Here is a 16,473-nt window from a genome sequence, read left to right on the forward strand (position 1 = left end):
GCAATACGCTTTTGCCGCAAGGCGCCGGGCCGGGGCCCGGGCATCCGCCGGCGCAAGCCGAATATTTCTGGAGTCGAACATGAGTGTACACACCGAGGTCAAGCGCATCAGCGTGCCGCAATTGATGGCTTACAAGGGGAAAAAGAAAATAGCATCTCTTACGGCCTATATCGCGCCAATTGCACGTCTGTTGGACGATTATCTCGACATGATCCTGGTGGGCGATTCGACGGCCATGGTGGGGTATGCGCTGCCCAACACGCTTACCATCACGGCCGAGCAAATGGCCTTCCAGGCGGCGGCGGTGGTGCGTTCCACCCAGCATGCCTGCGTCATCGTGGACATGCCCTTCGGCAGCTACCAGGAATCGCCCGGACAGGCATTCCGCAATTGCGCCATGGCGATGAGCAGCAGCGGCGCCGACGGCATCAAGATGGAAGGCGGGGCGGCCCTTGCCCCCACAACCAGGTTCCTGGTCGAGCGGGGCATTCCCGTGCTGGCGCACGTGGGCCTGATGCCGCAGTACGTGAACACCATGGGCGGCTTCAAGGCCCAGGGCCTTACCGACGAAGCGGCCGAACGCATTCTGAACGACGCCATCGCCCACGAACAGGCCGGCGCGTTCGGCGTGGTGCTGGAGGGGGTGGCAGAGGGCCTGGCGCGCCGCATCACACAGCGCCTGTCGATTCCTACCATAGGCATAGGCGCTTCCCCCGATTGCGATGGCCAGGTGCTGGTTACCGAGGACATCCTGGGTCTCAGCGGCGCGCGCATCCCCAAGTTCGCCAAGCAGTTCGCCGACGTGGGGGCTGTGATACGCGGCGCCGCCGAGCAGTACGCCACCGGCGTGCGCGAAGGGACTTTCCCCACGCTGGACAACTGCTTCGGCGTGAAAAAATCGTAACGGCGTTGGTGCAAGGATATTAGCGTGAACCAGATCGATCCCGGCGTCCTTATGGCCCTGTTGGTGCTGGCCGGCCTGTTGGCCGGCGGCCTGGCGGGCCTGCTGTTGTCCAGAAAAACCGCATCCGCATTGCGCGCCGAGCTTGGCGCCAGCCAGGCCGTAGCCCAGCAGCGGGCCGAGCAGTTGGCGGGTTTGCAGGCCGAGCTGGAGCAGGCAAGGGTTCGCCATGCCGCGCTGGATGAGCAAAAAGGCGACATCGACAGGCAGCGGGCGCGGCTCGAGTCCGAAGCCGCGGGCCTGCGCGAACGCCTTCAGGAAGCCCACGATCGCCTGGCCGCGCGTGAGCGCGAACTGCAGGCGGTTGGCGAGAAGCTGGCCGGTCTCGACCGGCAGTTCACCGCGCTGTCCGTGACCCACTCTGAAAAGCTCGCCAACTTCGAAGAGCTGAAGCAATCGCTGGAGCAGTCGCGCCTGGCGCTCAAGACCGAATTCCAGAACCTGGCCAACGAAATCCTGGAGGAAAAGGGCAAGACCTTCGCCCAGACCAGCCAGACCTCGCTGGACGCAATGCTCAAGCCGTTTCGCGAGCAGATCCAGGGGTTCCAGCAGCGCATCAATCAAGTCCACGACGAGTCGGTCAAGGGCAATGTGTCGCTGGGCGCCGAGATCAAGCAGGTGCTGGAAATCGGCCTGAAAATGAGCGCCGAGGCCAATACCCTGGCCACGGCGCTGAAAGGCGACAAGAAAACCACCGGCAACTGGGGCGAAATCCAGCTCGAGCAGACCCTGCAACTGGCCGGCCTGGTCAAGGGCGACCACTACGAGCCCCAGGCGCGCTTCAAGGACGGCGAAGGCAACGCCCGCCAGCCCGACTTCGTGGTCAAGCTGCCGGATCAAAAGCACATGGTCATCGACAGCAAGGTGTCGCTGGTCGACTACGACCACGCCATCGGCGCCGAAACCCAGGCCGAGGCCGAGGCGGCCATGGACGCGCACGTCAAGGCGGTCAAGAACCACATCGACGATCTGTCCAGAAAAGACTACAGCAATCTCATCGGCATGCGCAGCCCCAGCTTCGTACTTATGTTCATGCCCATCGAGCCTGCCTACATCGAGGCCATGAAGCACAACCGGGAGCTGTTCAACTACGGCTACCAGCGCAATGTCATTCTGGTGTCGCACACCACGCTCATGCCCATCCTGAAAACGGTGGCCAACCTGTGGATGGTGGCGCGCAGCAACGAGCAGGCGCAAGACCTCGCCGCCAAGGCGGGCGACATCTACAACCAGGTGGTCGTCGTGGCCGAAAACCTGAAAAAGCTCGGCGACACCCTGGGCACCGTCAGCAACCACTACAACCGCACGGTTACCTCGCTGGCCGGCAAGCAGGGCCTGTACGGCAAGGCGGCCCGTTTCAACGAGCTCTCGTCCAAGGCCAATAAAACCATGCCTGCCCTCGAGCCCCTGCATCGCGACGTGGATACCGAAAAATTGGAACTCATCGTCAGCAGCGCCGGCAATGAAGCCGATGCCGCCGACGAGGGCGGCGCGCAGCGCCTGGGCCTGGAGGCCGGCCCGGACTAGGCCTAGGCCCTAGGGCCTGCTGGCTCTGGTTTCCTTGGCCACCCGCACGCAGTTCCTGCCTGCCTTTTTTGCCTCGTACAGCGCCATATCGGCCAGCAGCAGCAACGAATTCATGTCCTGCGTATGCGTGGGGCAGTGCGCAATGCCCAGTGAAACCGTTATTTCCATATCGGGCATGATGCTGGCTTGTTCCACGTTGTGCCGCAGGCGCTCGGCGAAGGCCATGGCCGATTCCAGGCTGCTGTCCGGCAGCAGCACGACGAACTCTTCGCCGCCCAGGCGCGCCACGATGTCGCTTTCCCTGGCCGAGGTCATGGCCAGGGAAGCAATGGCCTGCAGGGTTTCGTCGCCGGCGGCGTGTCCGAAGCTGTCGTTGACGTTCTTGAAGTGATCGATGTCGAGCATGACGGCGGCCAGGGGCAGGCCCTCTTCCTTCAGGTCGGCCATGGCCGACTTCAGGCCGCGGCGGTTGGTCAGGGTCGTCAGGGGGTCGGTCTCGGTTTCGCGGTGCAAATGGCGTATGCGCGTAGCGACGGCGGAAAAGCTGGTCAGCAGCGCTTGGCGGATCAGCGCGGCCTCGAGATACCAGCCTTTGATGAAATGAATGCGGTTGAAATTGCCGCGATCGTCCAGGTGGGATGCCACTTCGGCAAGATCCCGCAGGGGCCGGGCGATGAGCTTGGCCAGCCACCATATGCCCAGCAGGCTCAGCAGGGTGATGGGCAGGGAGTAGTACAGGGTGCGCCAGAACAGGCTGTAGAGCTTGGAAGTCGCCGCTGTGACGGGGCGCTGGACGACGATGGCCCAGCCGGTTTCGGGTATTGGCGCGTAGCCGGCGAGCTTGTCGCTATGGCCCGCGTCGGTCAGCAGCATGGAGCCGTTTTCACCCCGCAAGGCGGCAAGCACGGCAGGGTTGCCCTGGACGGAGGTGCCGATGCGCTGCTTGACCGGGTTGTAGATGAACAGGCGGTGTTGATCCACGACGGAAACGTAGGAGCCGTCGTCGTTGTAATGCTCGTCCAGCAGGGCTTGCAAGGCATTGGGCGCATGCAGGTAGATGGTGCCGCCCACGAAACCCGCGTACCCGCCGTCCCGGTTGTAGACGGGGTGCGACAGCAGGATCAGCCATCGGCCCGATGGGGCCAGGAAAGGGGCGCTGATCTGCCGGGTCTGGATGGCAAGCGCTTCCAGCGACGGGGTGCTTATCAGGGTCGTGCCCGCGAGTTTGTCCGCGGCGGGCAGGGCGGCAAGAACATGGCCTGAGGCGTCGCTGTAGAAAATGGAATTGAAGTTGCGCGTCATGCGCGCCGTGCGGGACAGTTCTTCCTGCAGCGCGGCGGGGTCGTGCGGTTTGGCGCCGATCTCCCAGGCCGTGGCCTCCAGCATGCGCATGACCGATTTGATATACGAGTTGGTAATATGGGCCAGCTTCTGCGCGTAGGCATGGTTGGCGCTCAGCGAATTGTTCAGCAGGATTTCGCGCTGTACCTGATACGATGCGTACAGGTTGTTGGCCAAAGCCAGCAGGACGAAAAATAAACACATCCACAGGATGAGACGCCGCAGGTCTATACGGAATAATCTTGTTTTCATTGAGCCGTCGGGTTTCGGTGGCGCGCTTGCACAGGCAGGCAAGCTGCGGGAATTATAAGCGACGGTCTATATTAACGAGCAAATTCAGGTATTTAGGTGTTTGTTCGAGTGTCGATTTGTTCCAGTGTCGGCTGCTAGACTTGGCTGGAGTTTTGGTAGGATGAAGTGAACACAAGGGTTCAAGGCATGGATTCGAACGATTGCGCAGGCGCCTCGCGGACGCAGACCGGGCCTTTGCCGATGCGCGACGGCGTCGCCGCCAGCCGGGTGTACCTGCCGGCCGGGCCGTGGACAACGGTTTTCGACTTCCTGGTCGAGCGCTTCCGGTTCATGAAGCCCGAAGTGTTGCGCGGCCGGCTGGAACTGGGCGCCATCATCGACGGAAACGGGATTCCACAGCGCCCCGAAACGCCGTACCGGTCCATGCAGTGGCTGTGGTACTACCGCGAAGTGCCCGACGAGGCCGTGGTGCCGTTCGAGCTGGACATCCTGCATCGCGACGGGCATCTCGTCGTGGTGGACAAGCCGCATTTTCTGGCCAGCACGCCCGGCGGCCGATATTTGCGCGAAACGGCGCTCACACGCCTGCGCAAGCAGTTCGACTTGCCGGCGTTGAGTCCCGTGCATCGGCTGGATCGTGAAACAGCCGGCGTCATGCTGTTTTGCGTGGATGCAGCCAGCCGGGGGGCGTATCAAACCCTGTTTCAGCAGCGGCGGGTAAGCAAGGAATACGAAGCCATCGCCCCATGGCGCGACGATCTGGTGTTCCCTCTGGTGCACCGAAGCCGTCTGCAGAACCAGGTCTCCAGCTTCACGGTGCGCGAGGTGGGCGGCGAGCCGAACAGCGAAACCCGCATCGAGGTGCTGGAGCGGCTGGGGCCGCTGGCGCGCTACCGTCTGCTGCCGCGCACTGGGCGCAAACACCAGTTGCGCGCCCACCTCAGCGCCCTGGGCATTCCCATTTGCAACGACTTGTTCTACCCGGAACTGCAAAAACGCCACAACACGGACGACTACGACCGCCCCTTGCAATTGCTGGCGCGGGCCGTCGAATTCGACGATCCCATCAGCGGCCGGCATCGCCGCTTCGAAAGCCGGCGCGCCCTGGCCGGAAGCGGCCCGGCAGGCAACAGGCCCGGCCAGGCAATATGAGCCCGCGTCGCCTTAATGCGGATTCTAAATACCCAAACGCGATAAACAGCTAACGATTAAATAGTTCACACAACGTACGGCACAGGGGAAACTAGAAGCCTCAATCCGCTGCTGCGCGGCCTTTCAGGGCTTGCGGCGTCCCATGCGGAAGGCTTTGCGAATTACGGCTCCCTATGTCTGATACCCTTTTAGATCCCGAAACCAGCCGGCAGTGGGCGGCGCTGCAAGAGCGGCTGGCCGATATTTCCGCCCGGCATCCCGATGCCTTGTTCGCATCGTCGCTGGCGGCCGAAGATATGCTGCTGGCGCATGCGATTTTCCAGGCCCGCTTGCCCATCAAGGTTTTTACCTTGGATACCGGCCGCCTGCATCCCGAGACCCTGGGCATGGTAGACAAGATCGCCGAGCGCTACGGTGTCGCCGTGCAGGTGGTGCACCCCGACCCCGCCGCGGTTCAGGAACATGTCGCGGCGCATGGCAGTTTTGCATTCTACGAAAGCATAGAACTGCGCAAGGCCTGTTGCGGCATACGCAAGGTGGCGCCGCTGCGCCGCACGCTGGCTGGCCATTCGGCCTGGCTGACCGGGCAGCATCGCGACCAGTCGGTCACGCGCAGCCATCTGGCCCAGTCCGAATACGACTCGGTATTCGGACTGCAAAAGTACAACCCGCTGGCCGATTGGTCCAGCGAGCAAATATGGGCTGTCGTGCGCGCCTTCGACATTCCCTACAACCCGCTGCACGACCAGGGCTATCCCTCCATAGGCTGCGAACCGTGTACGCGCGCGGTTCGCCCGGGTGAAGACCCGCGCGCGGGCCGCTGGTGGTGGGAGCAGTCGTCCTCGAAAGAATGCGGCCTGCACGAAAGCAATCTGCACGCCGAGCAAGGCGAGGCAGTGCGATAGCCCCGATTTTCCTGTGTTGCCTCGTGGGCCCGGCCCGAGGTTTCCCGCGCCTTTGCGGGCGCACCCCAAGGCCGGGCGCATGATCTGATTCGATATACAAGGTACGAAATGGGTGATATTTCTTCACGGACGCATCTGGACTGGCTGGAGTCCGAAGCCATCTATATTTTGCGCGAGGTCGCCGCGGAGTGCGAGCGGCCGGTGCTGCTGTTCTCGGGCGGCAAGGATTCCGTCGTGCTGCTGCGGCTGGCCGAAAAGGCCTTCCGCCCGGCCGGGTTCCCGTTTCCCCTGATGCATATCGATACCGGCCACAATTTCGATGAAGTCATCCGCTTCCGCGACCAGCGCGTCGCCGAACTGGGCGAGAAGCTCATCGTGCGCTCGGTGGAAGACTCCATTGCGCGTGGCACGGTGGTGCTTCGCCGCGAGACCGATTCGCGCAATGCGGCGCAGGCCACCACCCTGCTGGAAGCCATCGAGGAATTCCAGTTCGACGCCTGCATCGGCGGCGCCCGGCGCGACGAAGAAAAAGCGCGGGCCAAAGAGCGGGTGTTTTCCTTCCGCAACGAATTCGGCCAGTGGGACCCCAAGGCGCAGCGCCCCGAGCTGTGGAACCTGTTCAACACCAAGGTCCACAAGGGCGAGAACATGCGCGTGTTTCCCATCTCGAACTGGACCGAGCTGGACATATGGCAATACATTGCGCGCGAGCGCCTGAGCCTGCCTCCTATTTATTACGCGCATCAGCGCGAAGTCGTCGAGCGCAATGGCCTGTTCGTGCCCGTGACGCCCCTGACGCCTCCCAAGGCGGGCGAGCAGCCCGAGGTCCGCACGGTGCGGTTCCGCACGGTCGGCGATATTTCGTGCACCTGCCCGGTGGCATCCACTGCCGCCACGCCAGAGGAAATCATCGCCGAGACGGCCATCACCACCATCACGGAACGTGGAGCCACCCGCATGGACGATCAGACGTCCGAGGCTTCCATGGAAAAACGCAAGAAACTGGGGTACTTCTAATGAATGCAATCAATGAATCCTGGATATCCACGTCCGAGACCGGCGTCCTGCGCTTCATTACCGCAGGGTCGGTGGACGACGGCAAGTCCACGCTGATAGGCCGGCTTCTGTACGACAGCAAGGGCGTGTTCGCCGACCAGCTCGATGCCATTACGCGCTCCAAGTACAAGCGCGTGCAGACCGACGAAATCGACCTTTCGCTGCTGACCGACGGGCTCGAGGCCGAACGCGAGCAAGGCATTACCATCGACGTGGCGTACCGCTACTTCGCCACGCCGGCGCGCAAGTTCATCGTGGCCGACGCCCCGGGCCATGAGCAATACACCCGCAACATGGTGACCGGCGCCTCCACGTCCGACGCGGCCATCATCCTCATCGACGCCAGCCGGGTCCAGAACGGCCAATTGCTGGCCCAGACCAAGCGCCACACCGCACTGGCCAGGCTGCTCGGCATCCAGCACATCGTGGTGGCGGTCAACAAAATGGACCTGGTGGACTGGAACCAGGCCCTGTTCGAGCAAATCCGCTCGGCCTATGCCGACCTGGCCCGGAAACTGGAAATCGACGAATTCCACATCGTGCCGCTTTCGGCGCTCAAGGGCGACAATGTGGTCGCAAGCTCGGACAAGGCCCCCTGGTACGAAGGCCTGCCGCTGCTGGCCTTGCTGGAAAGCCTGCCGCTGCGCGCCAATGGCAGCGGCCTTTCGCCGCGCTTCTTCGTGCAATGGGTCATCCGCCACGGAGGCGACTCCGTGAACGATTTCCGGGGCTATGCCGGGCAGCTGGCAAGCGGCCGGTTGCGCATCGGCGATGAAATCAAGGTTCTGCCTTCCGGCATCACGGCCAAGGTTGCCGCCTTGCGCCAGTTCGATCGCGACGTCGAGGCGGTGGAAAGCGGCGACAGCGTCACGCTTGTCCTCGACCGCGATATCGACGTGTCGCGGGGCGATCTCATCGTTGCCTCCGATGCGCAGGTCAACGTCACCAAGGAATTCGAGGCCGATATCTGCTGGCTGGACCAGCAGCCCTTGAATCCGGCGCGCCAGTACCTGCTCAAGCAGGGCACGCGCCTGACCCAGGCCAAGGTGAAAGCCGTGCATTCGGTCCGCGACATCCACGAACTGCAGCAGGTGAATGCCGGCGGCGCACTGGCCATGAACGATATCGGGCGCGTGTCGCTGGTGTCGCGCGACTCGCTGGCGCTTGACCCTTATGCGGCCGTGCCGGCCACCGGCGCTTTCATTCTTATCGACGCCGCCACGCACCAGACCGCGGCGGCCGGAATGGTGATCTAGTCCTTCGCGTCAATGCCGGGGCCTGTCGCGCCCGACGTCGCCAGGCGGGCAGGGCATGTCGGACTGGCCCGCCGCAGGCGCGTCCAGACGCCGGGGCCTCGGCGGCGATTTGCCCGGGACTTCGCTAGAAATCGCTCTGGCCTTCCTTGATGAGCAGATGGCGGCGCTCCATTTCCTGGCGCAGCTCGCGGCGCAGCCGAGCGGCGCTGTGACGGTTGCGCTCTTCCTCGGTTTGCGGCTCCAGGGGCGGCACCGGCACCGGCACGCCGTCCTTGTCGACGGCAATCATCGTGAAATAGCAGCTATTGGTGTGGCGCACCAGTTTCTGCTGGATGTTCTCGGTCACCACCTTGATGCCGATTTCCATGGACGTGCGGCCGGTATAGTTTACCGATGCATAGAACGTCACCAGCTCGCCCACATGGATGGGCTGGCGGAAAATCACCTGATCCACCGAAAGCGTGACTACATAGGTGCCCGCGTAGCGGGCCGCACAAGCGTAGGCCACCAGGTCCAGATGCTTGAGTATGGCCCCGCCATGGACATTGCCGGAAAAATTGGCCATGTCGGGAGTCATCAATATGGTCATGGAGGTTTTGTGGGGAGAGTCGTTCATGATGGCCGCCGTAGGGAAGGGAGTTTTCGCAAAGATGCCGGTCGTGCGTCGTACACTACAATCAAACCCTTACCAGCACAAGCATGTCGATGTCCGAATCCCTGCAAAACCGTCTTGCCCTCGTCCAGCAGCAGATTGCCGCGGCCTGTGCCCGGGCCGGTCGCGCGCCCGGCGAAGTCGTCCTGCTGCCGGTCAGCAAAACCTTCGATGCGCAGGTGGTGCGCCAGGCTTCGGGCCTTGGGTTACGGCGTTTCGGTGAAAACAAGACCCAGGAAATGCGCCAGAAATCCCAGGAATTGGGCGACCTGATGCTGGAGTGGGTGCTGATCGGCCACTTGCAAACCAACAAGGCCCGCGATGCGGCGCGCTACGCCAGCGAGGTGCAGTCGCTGGATCGGCTCGCGCTGGCCGAGGCGCTCGACCAGCGTCTGCAGGCGGAAGGCCGTTCTCTTGATGTGCTGGTGCAAGTCAAGACCTCGGACGAACCTACCAAGTCCGGTCTCGACCCCGAGCAATTGCCAGCTTTTCTGAAGCAGTTGCAAACCCTGGATACGCTGCGCGTCAAGGGCTTGATGACGCTGGCCGTCAATTCGCCCGACGAGCAGGCGGTGCGGCGCTGCTTCCGCTTGTTGCGCGAGTGGCGGGATCGCCTGCGCGATGAGGGATTCGACCAAGTGCAGCGCCTGTCCATGGGCATGAGCGGAGATTTCGGGCTGGCCATCGAAGAAGGCGCAACCGAAGTCCGCATCGGATCGGCCATTTTCGGCCAGCGCGATTATGCGCATTAAGGCGGGCCACGCCAGGAGGAGCGGATACATGCGAAGAATTGATTTCGGAGGGCTCAAGGCCGCGATGGCGGGCCTGGCCTTGCTGGCCGCATTGCAGCCGGCGCATGCCGATACCCTGAGCGTGGTGAAGGAGCGCGGATACGTGCAATGCGGCGTCACCACCGGGTTTGCCGGGTTTTCGGCGCCCGACGAAAAAGGGCAGTGGCGCGGACTGGATATCGACATGTGCCGCGCGGTGGCGGCCGCCGTGCTGGGCGATGCCGGCAAGTTCAAGGCGGTGCCGCTCAATTCCCAGCAGCGGTTCACCGCGCTCCAGTCGGGCGAAATCGATCTTCTTGCGCGCAATACCTCGGTAACAGAACAACGCGATACTGCGCTGGGCGCCATTCACGCCGGCATCAATTTCTACGACGGCCAGGGATTCCTGGTTCCCAAGGCGCTGGGCGTCAAAAGCGCCAAAGAGCTCGACGGCGCGACCATTTGCATGCAAACCGGCACCTCCAACGAAAACACCATGGCCGACTGGGCCCGCGCCAACCATATCCAGTACAAGCCGGTGGTCATCGAGCAGTTCAGCGAGGTGGTCAACGCCTTTGCCGCCGGCCGCTGCGACGTGTTCAGCACCGACGCCTCGGGCCTGGCCTCCATACGCATCTCCAGGCTGAAGAACCCCGACGACTACGTGGTGCTGCCCGAAATCATCTCCAAGGAGCCCCTGGGGCCTTTCGTGCGCCAGGGCGACGACGTGTGGCTCAATGTTGTGAAGTGGAGTCTGATGGCCATGATCGAGGCGGAAGAGCTGGGCGTGACTTCCCAGAACGTGGATCAACAGCTGAAAAGCCCCAGCCCCAGCGTGCGCCGCCTGCTGGGTGTGACGCCCGGCGCGGGCAAGAACCTGCACTTGGGCGAGAAATGGGCCTACGACATCATTCGCCAAGTGGGCAATTACGGCGAGAGCTTCGAGCGCAATGTCGGCATGGGCAGCCCGCTGAAGATACCCCGGGGCCTGAACGCGCTTTGGAACCAGGGCGGGCTGATGTACGCGCTGCCGGTGCGGTAGGCGTCAGGCCCTAGCGCCGCTGGAAGCGTCCGTCGGGCAGGCGCATGACGACCGAGTCCAATTCCAGTTCGAGCAGCTGGCTGTTCAGCAAGGGCCAGTCCAGGCCCGTGCGCGCCTGCAGGATATCGATGTGCACCGGGTCGTACCCCAGGGCCGCCAGCAGTTCGGCATGCTGCGTCCTGGCCCCGCCGTTGTCGGCCGCTGCGGGAGTTGCCGCGTGATCCTCCGGGTCGGCGCCGGCGCTGAAAAGATCCGCGGCGCCTTGGCTGCCCTGCAAGGCAGCCCCCCGGGTGTTTTCGCCGCCGGTCTTGCGCTGGACCGTCGTTTCGGGGCGGGCGTTTGCCGAGGATGGGCTTGACGGAAGCTGGCCGAGTTCTTCGTCGATGTCCTGGCCCGATTCGACCAGCTTGGCGCCCTGGCGGATCAGGGCGTGGCAGCCGCGCGATTGCGGGGAATGGATGGAGCCGGGAATGGCGAAAACCTCGCGGCCCATTTCGGCTGCCAGCCTTGCGGTAATGAGCGAGCCGCTGCGCTTGGCCGCTTCCACCACCAGCACGCCCTTGGCCAGGCCTGCCACGATGCGGTTGCGCTTGGGAAACTGGTAGGCAATGGAAGGCGTGCCCAGCGGGAACTCCGACACCAGGGCGCCTTCCGCCGCAATGCGATGGGCCAGCTCGAGGTTGGCGGCTGGGTAAATGAGGTCGATGCCGGTACCCAGCACGGCGATGGTGCCGCCCGCGTGCTGCCCCGCGGCAAGAGCACCCTTGTGCGCGGCAGCGTCGATGCCCAGGGCCAGCCCGCTGGCGATGCACCAGCCGCGCCCGGCCAGGTAGCGGGCGAAGGCGGCGGCGTTGTCCAGGCCGCCGGCCGTGGCGTTGCGCGCCCCCACGATGGCCAGTGCGGGACGGTTGAGCAGTTCGACCCGCCCGTTGACGTAAAGCGCCAGGGGCGGGTCGTGGATGTCGAGCAGCGCCTGCGGATAGCCCGGATCGGCCAGCGTGACGAGATGGTGGCCGGGTTCGCCCAGCCACTTCAGCGTGCGGGCGATGGTTTCCTCGATTTGCGGACTGGCCGGCCGCGACAATTGCCGGGCCAGGTCCTGCGGCAGGATCTTGGCCAGCGAGGCGGAAGGCAGGGCGTAGATATCTTGCGGCAGGCCGATGCCGGCCAGCAACAGCCGGGCCTGGGCGGGCCCGAGGCCGGGTTCCAGGGTCAGGCGTATCCAGGCGCTGAGTTCTTCGGAGGGCAGGGAGAAAGACATGGCCGAAGTGTGACACATCGGGGGAGGTTTGAGTGCGGCATGCGCGGCATAAAGTCACACCCCGCTTTGGGCGTTCTTGGGCAGGCCGCCGTGCTTGCCGCGCCTGTGCGCGAGTCGGCGGGATGGACGTGGCCGCGCCCCGCCGGGCGTGGCATCGGGATGCCGGCGCCAACGTGGCGATTAGCCCCGAGGCGCCCTTGTTATAATGGGGAAGACGTTTTCGTGGACTGAGTTCTAATGGCCTTGCTTCCCATCCTGCATTATCCCGACCCGCGCTTGCACAAAGTGGCCAAGCCGGTCGAGGTTGTCGACGATCGCATCCGCGAGCTGGTGCGCAATATGGCCGAAACCATGTATGCCGCGCCGGGCGTGGGGCTGGCCGCCACCCAGGTCGACGTGCACGAGCGTGTCGTGGTCATCGATGTCTCCGAAGAAAGCAACCAGTTGCTGGTGCTCATCAACCCCGAAATCACCTGGAAAAGCGACGAGCAGCAGGTGTACGAAGAGGGCTGCCTGTCGGTTCCGGGCGTCTACGACGAAGTCAAACGCGCCGCCCGCATCCACGTCAAGGCGCTGAACGAGAAGGGCGAAACCTTCGAATTCGATGCCGAGGGCCTGCTGGCGGTGTGCGTGCAGCACGAACTCGACCACCTGCTGGGCAAGGTGTTCGTCGAATACCTGTCGCCGCTCAAGCAAAATCGCATCAAGACCAAAATCCGCAAGCAAGAGCGCGAAGCCGCGCGCGCCTGACCCATGCGCATTGTCTTTGCCGGCACCCCCGAGTTCGCCAGCCTGGCTCTGCAGGCCATTCTTGCCGCGGGGTACGAGGTGCCGCTGGTGCTTACCCAACCCGACCGCCCTTCGGGGCGCGGCCTCAAGCTCACCCCCAGCGCTGTCAAGCAGGCCGCCGTTGCGGCGGGCATCGAGGTTATGCAGCCGCTCGGCCTGCGCCTGGACGGCAAGTATCCCGACGATGCCGCGCGGGCGCAAAAGGCGCTGCTGGATGCCGCGCCCGACCTCATGGTGGTCGCGGCCTACGGGCTGATCCTGCCCAAATGGGTGCTTGCGCTGCCTCGCCACGGCTGCTTCAACATCCATGCCAGCCTGCTGCCGCGCTGGCGCGGCGCGGCGCCCATACAGCGCGCCATCGAGGCCGGCGATGGCGAAACGGGCGTCACCATCATGCAGATGGACGAGGGCCTGGATACCGGCGACATGCTGTTGACGCGTACTGTGCCGATCGGCGCGCATACGGCGGCGAGTCTGCACGACGAGTTGGCCGGCGTAGGCGCGCAGGCGGTTCTGGAGGCCATTGCGCAATGCGAGCAGGGTGTGTTGACACCCCGCCCGCAGCCTGCCGAGGGTGTCACTTATGCGGCCAAGCTCGAAAAATCCGAAGCTCCGCTCGATTTTTCACAGCCGGCGGGTGTGCTGGCGCGCCGCATACGCGCGTTCAATCCCGTTCCGGGCGCCACCGCGCGTTTGCCCGGGCTGAACGATGCGGTCAAGGTATGGGCGGCCCAGGCGCTGGAGCAGCCTGCGGGCGGCGAGCCGGGCCAAGTGCTGGCGGCCGGTCCCGAGGGCATAGACCTGGCGACCGGCGACGGCGTGCTGCGTCTGCTGGAATTGCAGAAGGCGGGCGGAAAACGGCAAGCCGTTTCCGCCTTTGTGCAGGGCTGGCGCCCCGCCGTTTAGCTTTTTTAGTTCCAGCGGCCGTTTCGTCCGCCCAGGCCATAGGCGCCCGCGCCCAGCAGCAGAACCGCCAGCGCGCCGAACAAGTACATCCCTTGCAGTTCCAGGGCCCAGCCGCCCGACTTGCTCAATAGCCCCAATTGCCCGGTATGGGCCAGGCAAATGGCCACCACCATGTTGATGACGACCAGCAGTCCGCCGAGGCGGGCGTAGATGCCCAGGATGAGGAAGATGGGGGCGATGATTTCACCGACGTAAACCCCCCAGGCGAAAAAGGCCGGCATGCCGTGCGCGGCCAGCATGCCTTCGACGCCGCCGATGCCGAAGCGCAGCTTGGCCAGCCCGTGCAGCAGGATGAGAATGCCCAGGACAAGGCGCAGAACCAGTTTGCCCAAATCGTCGCAAGTGGAAGAAGACATGTGTTTTACTCCATGGCGCCGCGGCGCTCCAAGTTGATCAAGAGCCCGCATTATATCTATATGGCTTCTCCCGCCCCGTGGCCGCAACCGGGCAGCGCCCGGCCAGGCGGCATGGGTCTTCCCTCGGGAGTGGCTTAAATCGCCTCGCCGTACAGGTCGTATTCGTCGCTGTCGGTGACCCGGACCCGCACCATGTCGCCGGGCCGCAATTGGCGTTCGCTGCTCACGAACACATTGCCGTCGATCTCGGGCGCGTCGGCGCTGGAGCGGCCGATGGCGCCGTCTTCATCCAGTTCGTCGATGAGGACGTCGATTTCACGCCCCACCTTGCGCGCCAGGCGCTCGGTGGAAATGGCCTGCTGATGGGCCATGAAGCGATCCCAGCGGTCCTGCTTGATCTCGTCGGGCACGGCATCCGGCAGCTCGTTGGCCTTGGCGCCCGTGACCGGCGAATACTGGAAACAGCCCACGCGGTCGAGCTGGGCCTCGCTCATCCAGTCGAGCAGGTACTGGAATTCTTCTTCGGTTTCGCCGGGAAAGCCGACGATGAAGGTCGAACGCAGGGTGAGGTCGGGACAGATTTCGCGCCAGCGCTTGATGCGGGCCAGGGTCTTGTCTTCGAAGGCCGGGCGTTTCATGAGCTTGAGGATGCGCGGGCTGGCGTGCTGGAAGGGGATGTCCAGGTAGGGCAGGATCTTGCCCTCGGCCATCAGCGGGATGACGTCGTCGACGTGAGGATAAGGATATACATAGTGCAGCCGCGTCCAGACGCCGAATCCGGCCAGTGCTTCGCTGAGCTGGGTCATATGGGTCTTGATGGGGCGGCCGTTCCAGAAGCCGCTGCGGAACTTGACGTCGACGCCGTAGGCGCTGGTGTCTTGGGAGATGACCAGCAGTTCCTTGACGCCGGCGTTCACCAGGCGTTCGGCTTCGCCCATGACGTCGCCGATGGGCCGGCTGACCAGGTCGCCCCGCATCGAGGGAATGATACAGAAGCTGCAGCGGTGGTTGCAGCCTTCGGATATCTTCAGGTAGGCATAGTGGCGAGGCGTCAGCTTGATGCCCTGCGGAGGCACCAGGTCGACATAGGGGTCGTGCTGGGTGTTGGGCGGCGCCGCTTCGTGCACGGCGCGCACGACCTGCTCGTATTGCTGCGGGCCGGTCACGGCCAGGACGGCGGGGTGGACGTTGCGGATAGCGGATTCCTCCACGCCCATGCAGCCGGTGACGATGACGCGGCCGTTTTCCGCAATGGCTTCGCCGATGGCGTCCAGCGATTCGGCCTTGGCGCTGTCGATGAAGCCGCAGGTGTTCACGACCACCACGTCGGCGTCGTCGTAATCGGGCGTGATGGCATAGCCTTCGGTACGCAGTTGCGTCAGGATGCGCTCGGAATCAACCAGCGCCTTGGGACAGCCCAGGCTGACGAAACCGACTTTGGGGGAACTCATGGGGTAACCTCGTTAAGCCAGAAGGCTTGGTAAAGACTGAAATTTTAAAGGCTCGTGCGGGGGGCGCCGGCGGCGGGTGAATTGATGATAAAGTCCATGTAAAAAACGAGTAATCAAACAGGCCCGCTTCCGTGTCCGCAACTACATCCAAATCGCCCAGTTCGCCGTTGTCCGGCATTATGCTTGCCAGCGCGCGCAACGTGCAGGCGGTTCAGGAAGGGCGGTCGCTGTCGGAAAGCCTTGCCGCCACGCCGGCCGAACTGCGCGCGGCCACCCAGGCCATTACCTTCCATGTCATGCGCCATGCCGGCCTTGCGCACGAAATCAAGCAGGAACTGGTGGCGCGCACGCCGCCGAACCCATGGTTCGACGCCTTGATGCTGGTATCGCTGGCATTGCTGGAAACCGCCATGGACGCTGAGCGGCTGCAGCAGGCTGGCCAAACGGTGCCGCGCGAATGGCCTGTTTACGCTGTGCATACCGTGGTCGACCAGGCGGTTGCCGCGGCGGCCGGCCAGACGGCCATGCGCTCGTACAAGGGCTTGCTCAATGCCACGTTGCGCCGGTTCACGCGCGAACGAGACGCCATTTTAGCGCAAGCCCGTAAAAACCCCGAAGCACGCTGGAACCATCCCGACTGGTGGATCCGGCTGTTGCGCCGGGCGTATCCGAGCCAGTGGCAGGCGCTGCTCGAGGCGGCCAACCAGCCGGCTCCCATGATCTTGCGCGTCAACAG

Annotated in this window: 16 protein-coding genes; 11 read left to right on the forward strand and 5 right to left on the reverse strand. The window is 63.9% G+C overall.

Features of this window, described 5'->3' with window-relative positions; genetic code table 11:
• The first annotated feature begins 79 nt into the window (after window positions 1–79).
• Together panB and VNT00_RS13405 are read left to right on the forward strand one after the other, a co-directional pair.
• Window positions 80–904: a 3-methyl-2-oxobutanoate hydroxymethyltransferase gene (gene panB / locus VNT00_RS13400; RefSeq protein ID WP_325588266.1), complete on the forward strand. Its 825-nt coding sequence runs from the start codon at window positions 80–82 to the stop codon at window positions 902–904.
• A gap of 24 nt (window positions 905–928) precedes the next feature.
• Entirely contained in the window at window positions 929–2,488 is a 1,560-nt protein-coding gene (locus VNT00_RS13405) for a DNA recombination protein RmuC (protein WP_325588268.1), read from the forward strand.
• Window positions 2,489–2,497: 9 nt separating this feature from the next.
• Here the strand turns inward: VNT00_RS13405 and VNT00_RS13410 are convergent, their stop codons facing one another.
• Complete coding sequence (locus VNT00_RS13410; protein ID WP_325588270.1) at window positions 2,498–4,081, reverse strand: sensor domain-containing diguanylate cyclase; 1,584 nt, start codon at window positions 4,079–4,081, stop codon at window positions 2,498–2,500.
• Between the two features lie 186 nt (window positions 4,082–4,267).
• On the opposite strand from VNT00_RS13410, the gene VNT00_RS13415 reads away from it, so the two are divergent.
• From VNT00_RS13415 to VNT00_RS13430, 4 genes are all read left to right on the forward strand, one after another.
• Window positions 4,268–5,233: a pseudouridine synthase gene (locus VNT00_RS13415; RefSeq protein WP_325588272.1), complete on the forward strand. Its 966-nt coding sequence runs from the start codon at window positions 4,268–4,270 to the stop codon at window positions 5,231–5,233.
• A 173-nt stretch (window positions 5,234–5,406) separates the two neighbouring features.
• Window positions 5,407–6,138, forward strand: a complete 732-nt coding sequence (locus tag VNT00_RS13420) for a phosphoadenylyl-sulfate reductase (RefSeq protein ID WP_325588274.1) — start codon at window positions 5,407–5,409, stop codon at window positions 6,136–6,138.
• A gap of 108 nt (window positions 6,139–6,246) precedes the next feature.
• Window positions 6,247–7,155, forward strand: a complete 909-nt coding sequence (cysD, locus tag VNT00_RS13425; protein WP_325588276.1) for a sulfate adenylyltransferase subunit CysD — start codon at window positions 6,247–6,249, stop codon at window positions 7,153–7,155.
• Window positions 7,155–8,450, forward strand: a complete 1,296-nt coding sequence (locus tag VNT00_RS13430) for a sulfate adenylyltransferase subunit 1 (RefSeq protein WP_325588278.1) — start codon at window positions 7,155–7,157, stop codon at window positions 8,448–8,450. The genes cysD and VNT00_RS13430 overlap by 1 nt, the downstream gene beginning before the upstream one ends.
• Window positions 8,451–8,574: 124 nt before the next feature.
• Here the strand turns inward: VNT00_RS13430 and VNT00_RS13435 are convergent, their stop codons facing one another.
• The gene (locus VNT00_RS13435; RefSeq protein ID WP_325588280.1) at window positions 8,575–9,066 is read right to left on the reverse strand and encodes an acyl-CoA thioesterase; all 492 of its coding nucleotides are present in this window, start codon (window positions 9,064–9,066) and stop codon (window positions 8,575–8,577) included.
• A gap of 83 nt (window positions 9,067–9,149) precedes the next feature.
• On the opposite strand from VNT00_RS13435, the gene VNT00_RS13440 reads away from it, so the two are divergent.
• Window positions 9,150–9,854, forward strand: a complete 705-nt coding sequence (locus tag VNT00_RS13440; RefSeq protein ID WP_325588282.1) for a YggS family pyridoxal phosphate-dependent enzyme — start codon at window positions 9,150–9,152, stop codon at window positions 9,852–9,854.
• 64 nt (window positions 9,855–9,918) lie between these two features.
• Entirely contained in the window at window positions 9,919–10,914 is a 996-nt protein-coding gene (locus VNT00_RS13445) for an amino acid ABC transporter substrate-binding protein (protein ID WP_325588296.1), read from the forward strand.
• 10 nt (window positions 10,915–10,924) lie between these two features.
• Here the strand turns inward: VNT00_RS13445 and dprA are convergent, their stop codons facing one another.
• Window positions 10,925–12,175, reverse strand: a complete 1,251-nt coding sequence (gene dprA, locus VNT00_RS13450) for a DNA-processing protein DprA (protein ID WP_325588284.1) — start codon at window positions 12,173–12,175, stop codon at window positions 10,925–10,927.
• Window positions 12,176–12,412: 237 nt separating this feature from the next.
• Between dprA and def the strand changes: the two genes are divergently transcribed.
• Both def and fmt read left to right on the forward strand, forming a co-directional pair.
• Window positions 12,413–12,925, forward strand: a complete 513-nt coding sequence (gene def / locus VNT00_RS13455; protein ID WP_325588286.1) for a peptide deformylase — start codon at window positions 12,413–12,415, stop codon at window positions 12,923–12,925.
• Between the two features lie 3 nt (window positions 12,926–12,928).
• On the forward strand, window positions 12,929–13,870 hold the full coding sequence (gene fmt / locus VNT00_RS13460) for a methionyl-tRNA formyltransferase (RefSeq protein ID WP_325588288.1): 942 nt from the start codon (window positions 12,929–12,931) through the stop codon (window positions 13,868–13,870).
• A gap of 5 nt (window positions 13,871–13,875) precedes the next feature.
• On the opposite strand, the gene VNT00_RS13465 is transcribed toward fmt, so the two are convergent.
• Together VNT00_RS13465 and rimO are read right to left on the reverse strand one after the other, a co-directional pair.
• Complete coding sequence (locus tag VNT00_RS13465; protein WP_325588290.1) at window positions 13,876–14,286, reverse strand: DoxX family protein; 411 nt, start codon at window positions 14,284–14,286, stop codon at window positions 13,876–13,878.
• A 134-nt stretch (window positions 14,287–14,420) separates the two neighbouring features.
• Window positions 14,421–15,737 (reverse strand): 30S ribosomal protein S12 methylthiotransferase RimO, encoded by a 1,317-nt coding sequence (rimO, locus tag VNT00_RS13470; RefSeq protein WP_325588292.1) that lies wholly within the window; start codon window positions 15,735–15,737, stop codon window positions 14,421–14,423.
• A 131-nt stretch (window positions 15,738–15,868) separates the two neighbouring features.
• On the opposite strand from rimO, the gene VNT00_RS13475 reads away from it, so the two are divergent.
• Window positions 15,869–16,473, forward strand: a 605-nt coding sequence (locus VNT00_RS13475; protein ID WP_491700834.1) for a 16S rRNA (cytosine(967)-C(5))-methyltransferase, incomplete at its 3' end; no start/stop codon positions are given.

It is taken from the genome of Eoetvoesiella sp. (assembly GCF_035555955.1).
In the GTDB taxonomy this organism is placed as follows: Bacteria; Pseudomonadota; Gammaproteobacteria; order Burkholderiales; family Burkholderiaceae_B; genus Eoetvoesia.

Coding starts and splice junctions, on each gene's coding strand:
- VNT00_RS13415 (WP_325588272.1), top strand. CDS start 4,268: ATGGATTCGAACGATTGCGCAGGCGCCTCGCGGACGCAGACCGGGCCT.
- cysD (WP_325588276.1), top strand. CDS start 6,247: ATGGGTGATATTTCTTCACGGACGCATCTGGACTGGCTGGAGTCCGAA.
- VNT00_RS13445 (WP_325588296.1), top strand. CDS start 9,919: ATGGCGGGCCTGGCCTTGCTGGCCGCATTGCAGCCGGCGCATGCCGAT.
- dprA (WP_325588284.1), bottom strand. CDS start 12,175: ATGTCTTTCTCCCTGCCCTCCGAAGAACTCAGCGCCTGGATACGCCTG.
- fmt (WP_325588288.1), top strand. CDS start 12,929: ATGCGCATTGTCTTTGCCGGCACCCCCGAGTTCGCCAGCCTGGCTCTG.
- VNT00_RS13430 (WP_325588278.1), top strand. CDS start 7,155: ATGAATGCAATCAATGAATCCTGGATATCCACGTCCGAGACCGGCGTC.
- VNT00_RS13420 (WP_325588274.1), top strand. CDS start 5,407: ATGTCTGATACCCTTTTAGATCCCGAAACCAGCCGGCAGTGGGCGGCG.
- VNT00_RS13435 (WP_325588280.1), bottom strand. CDS start 9,066: ATGAACGACTCTCCCCACAAAACCTCCATGACCATATTGATGACTCCC.
- rimO (WP_325588292.1), bottom strand. CDS start 15,737: ATGAGTTCCCCCAAAGTCGGTTTCGTCAGCCTGGGCTGTCCCAAGGCG.
- panB (WP_325588266.1), top strand. CDS start 80: ATGAGTGTACACACCGAGGTCAAGCGCATCAGCGTGCCGCAATTGATG.
- VNT00_RS13465 (WP_325588290.1), bottom strand. CDS start 14,286: ATGTCTTCTTCCACTTGCGACGATTTGGGCAAACTGGTTCTGCGCCTT.
- def (WP_325588286.1), top strand. CDS start 12,413: ATGGCCTTGCTTCCCATCCTGCATTATCCCGACCCGCGCTTGCACAAA.
- VNT00_RS13410 (WP_325588270.1), bottom strand. CDS start 4,081: ATGAAAACAAGATTATTCCGTATAGACCTGCGGCGTCTCATCCTGTGG.
- VNT00_RS13440 (WP_325588282.1), top strand. CDS start 9,150: ATGTCGATGTCCGAATCCCTGCAAAACCGTCTTGCCCTCGTCCAGCAG.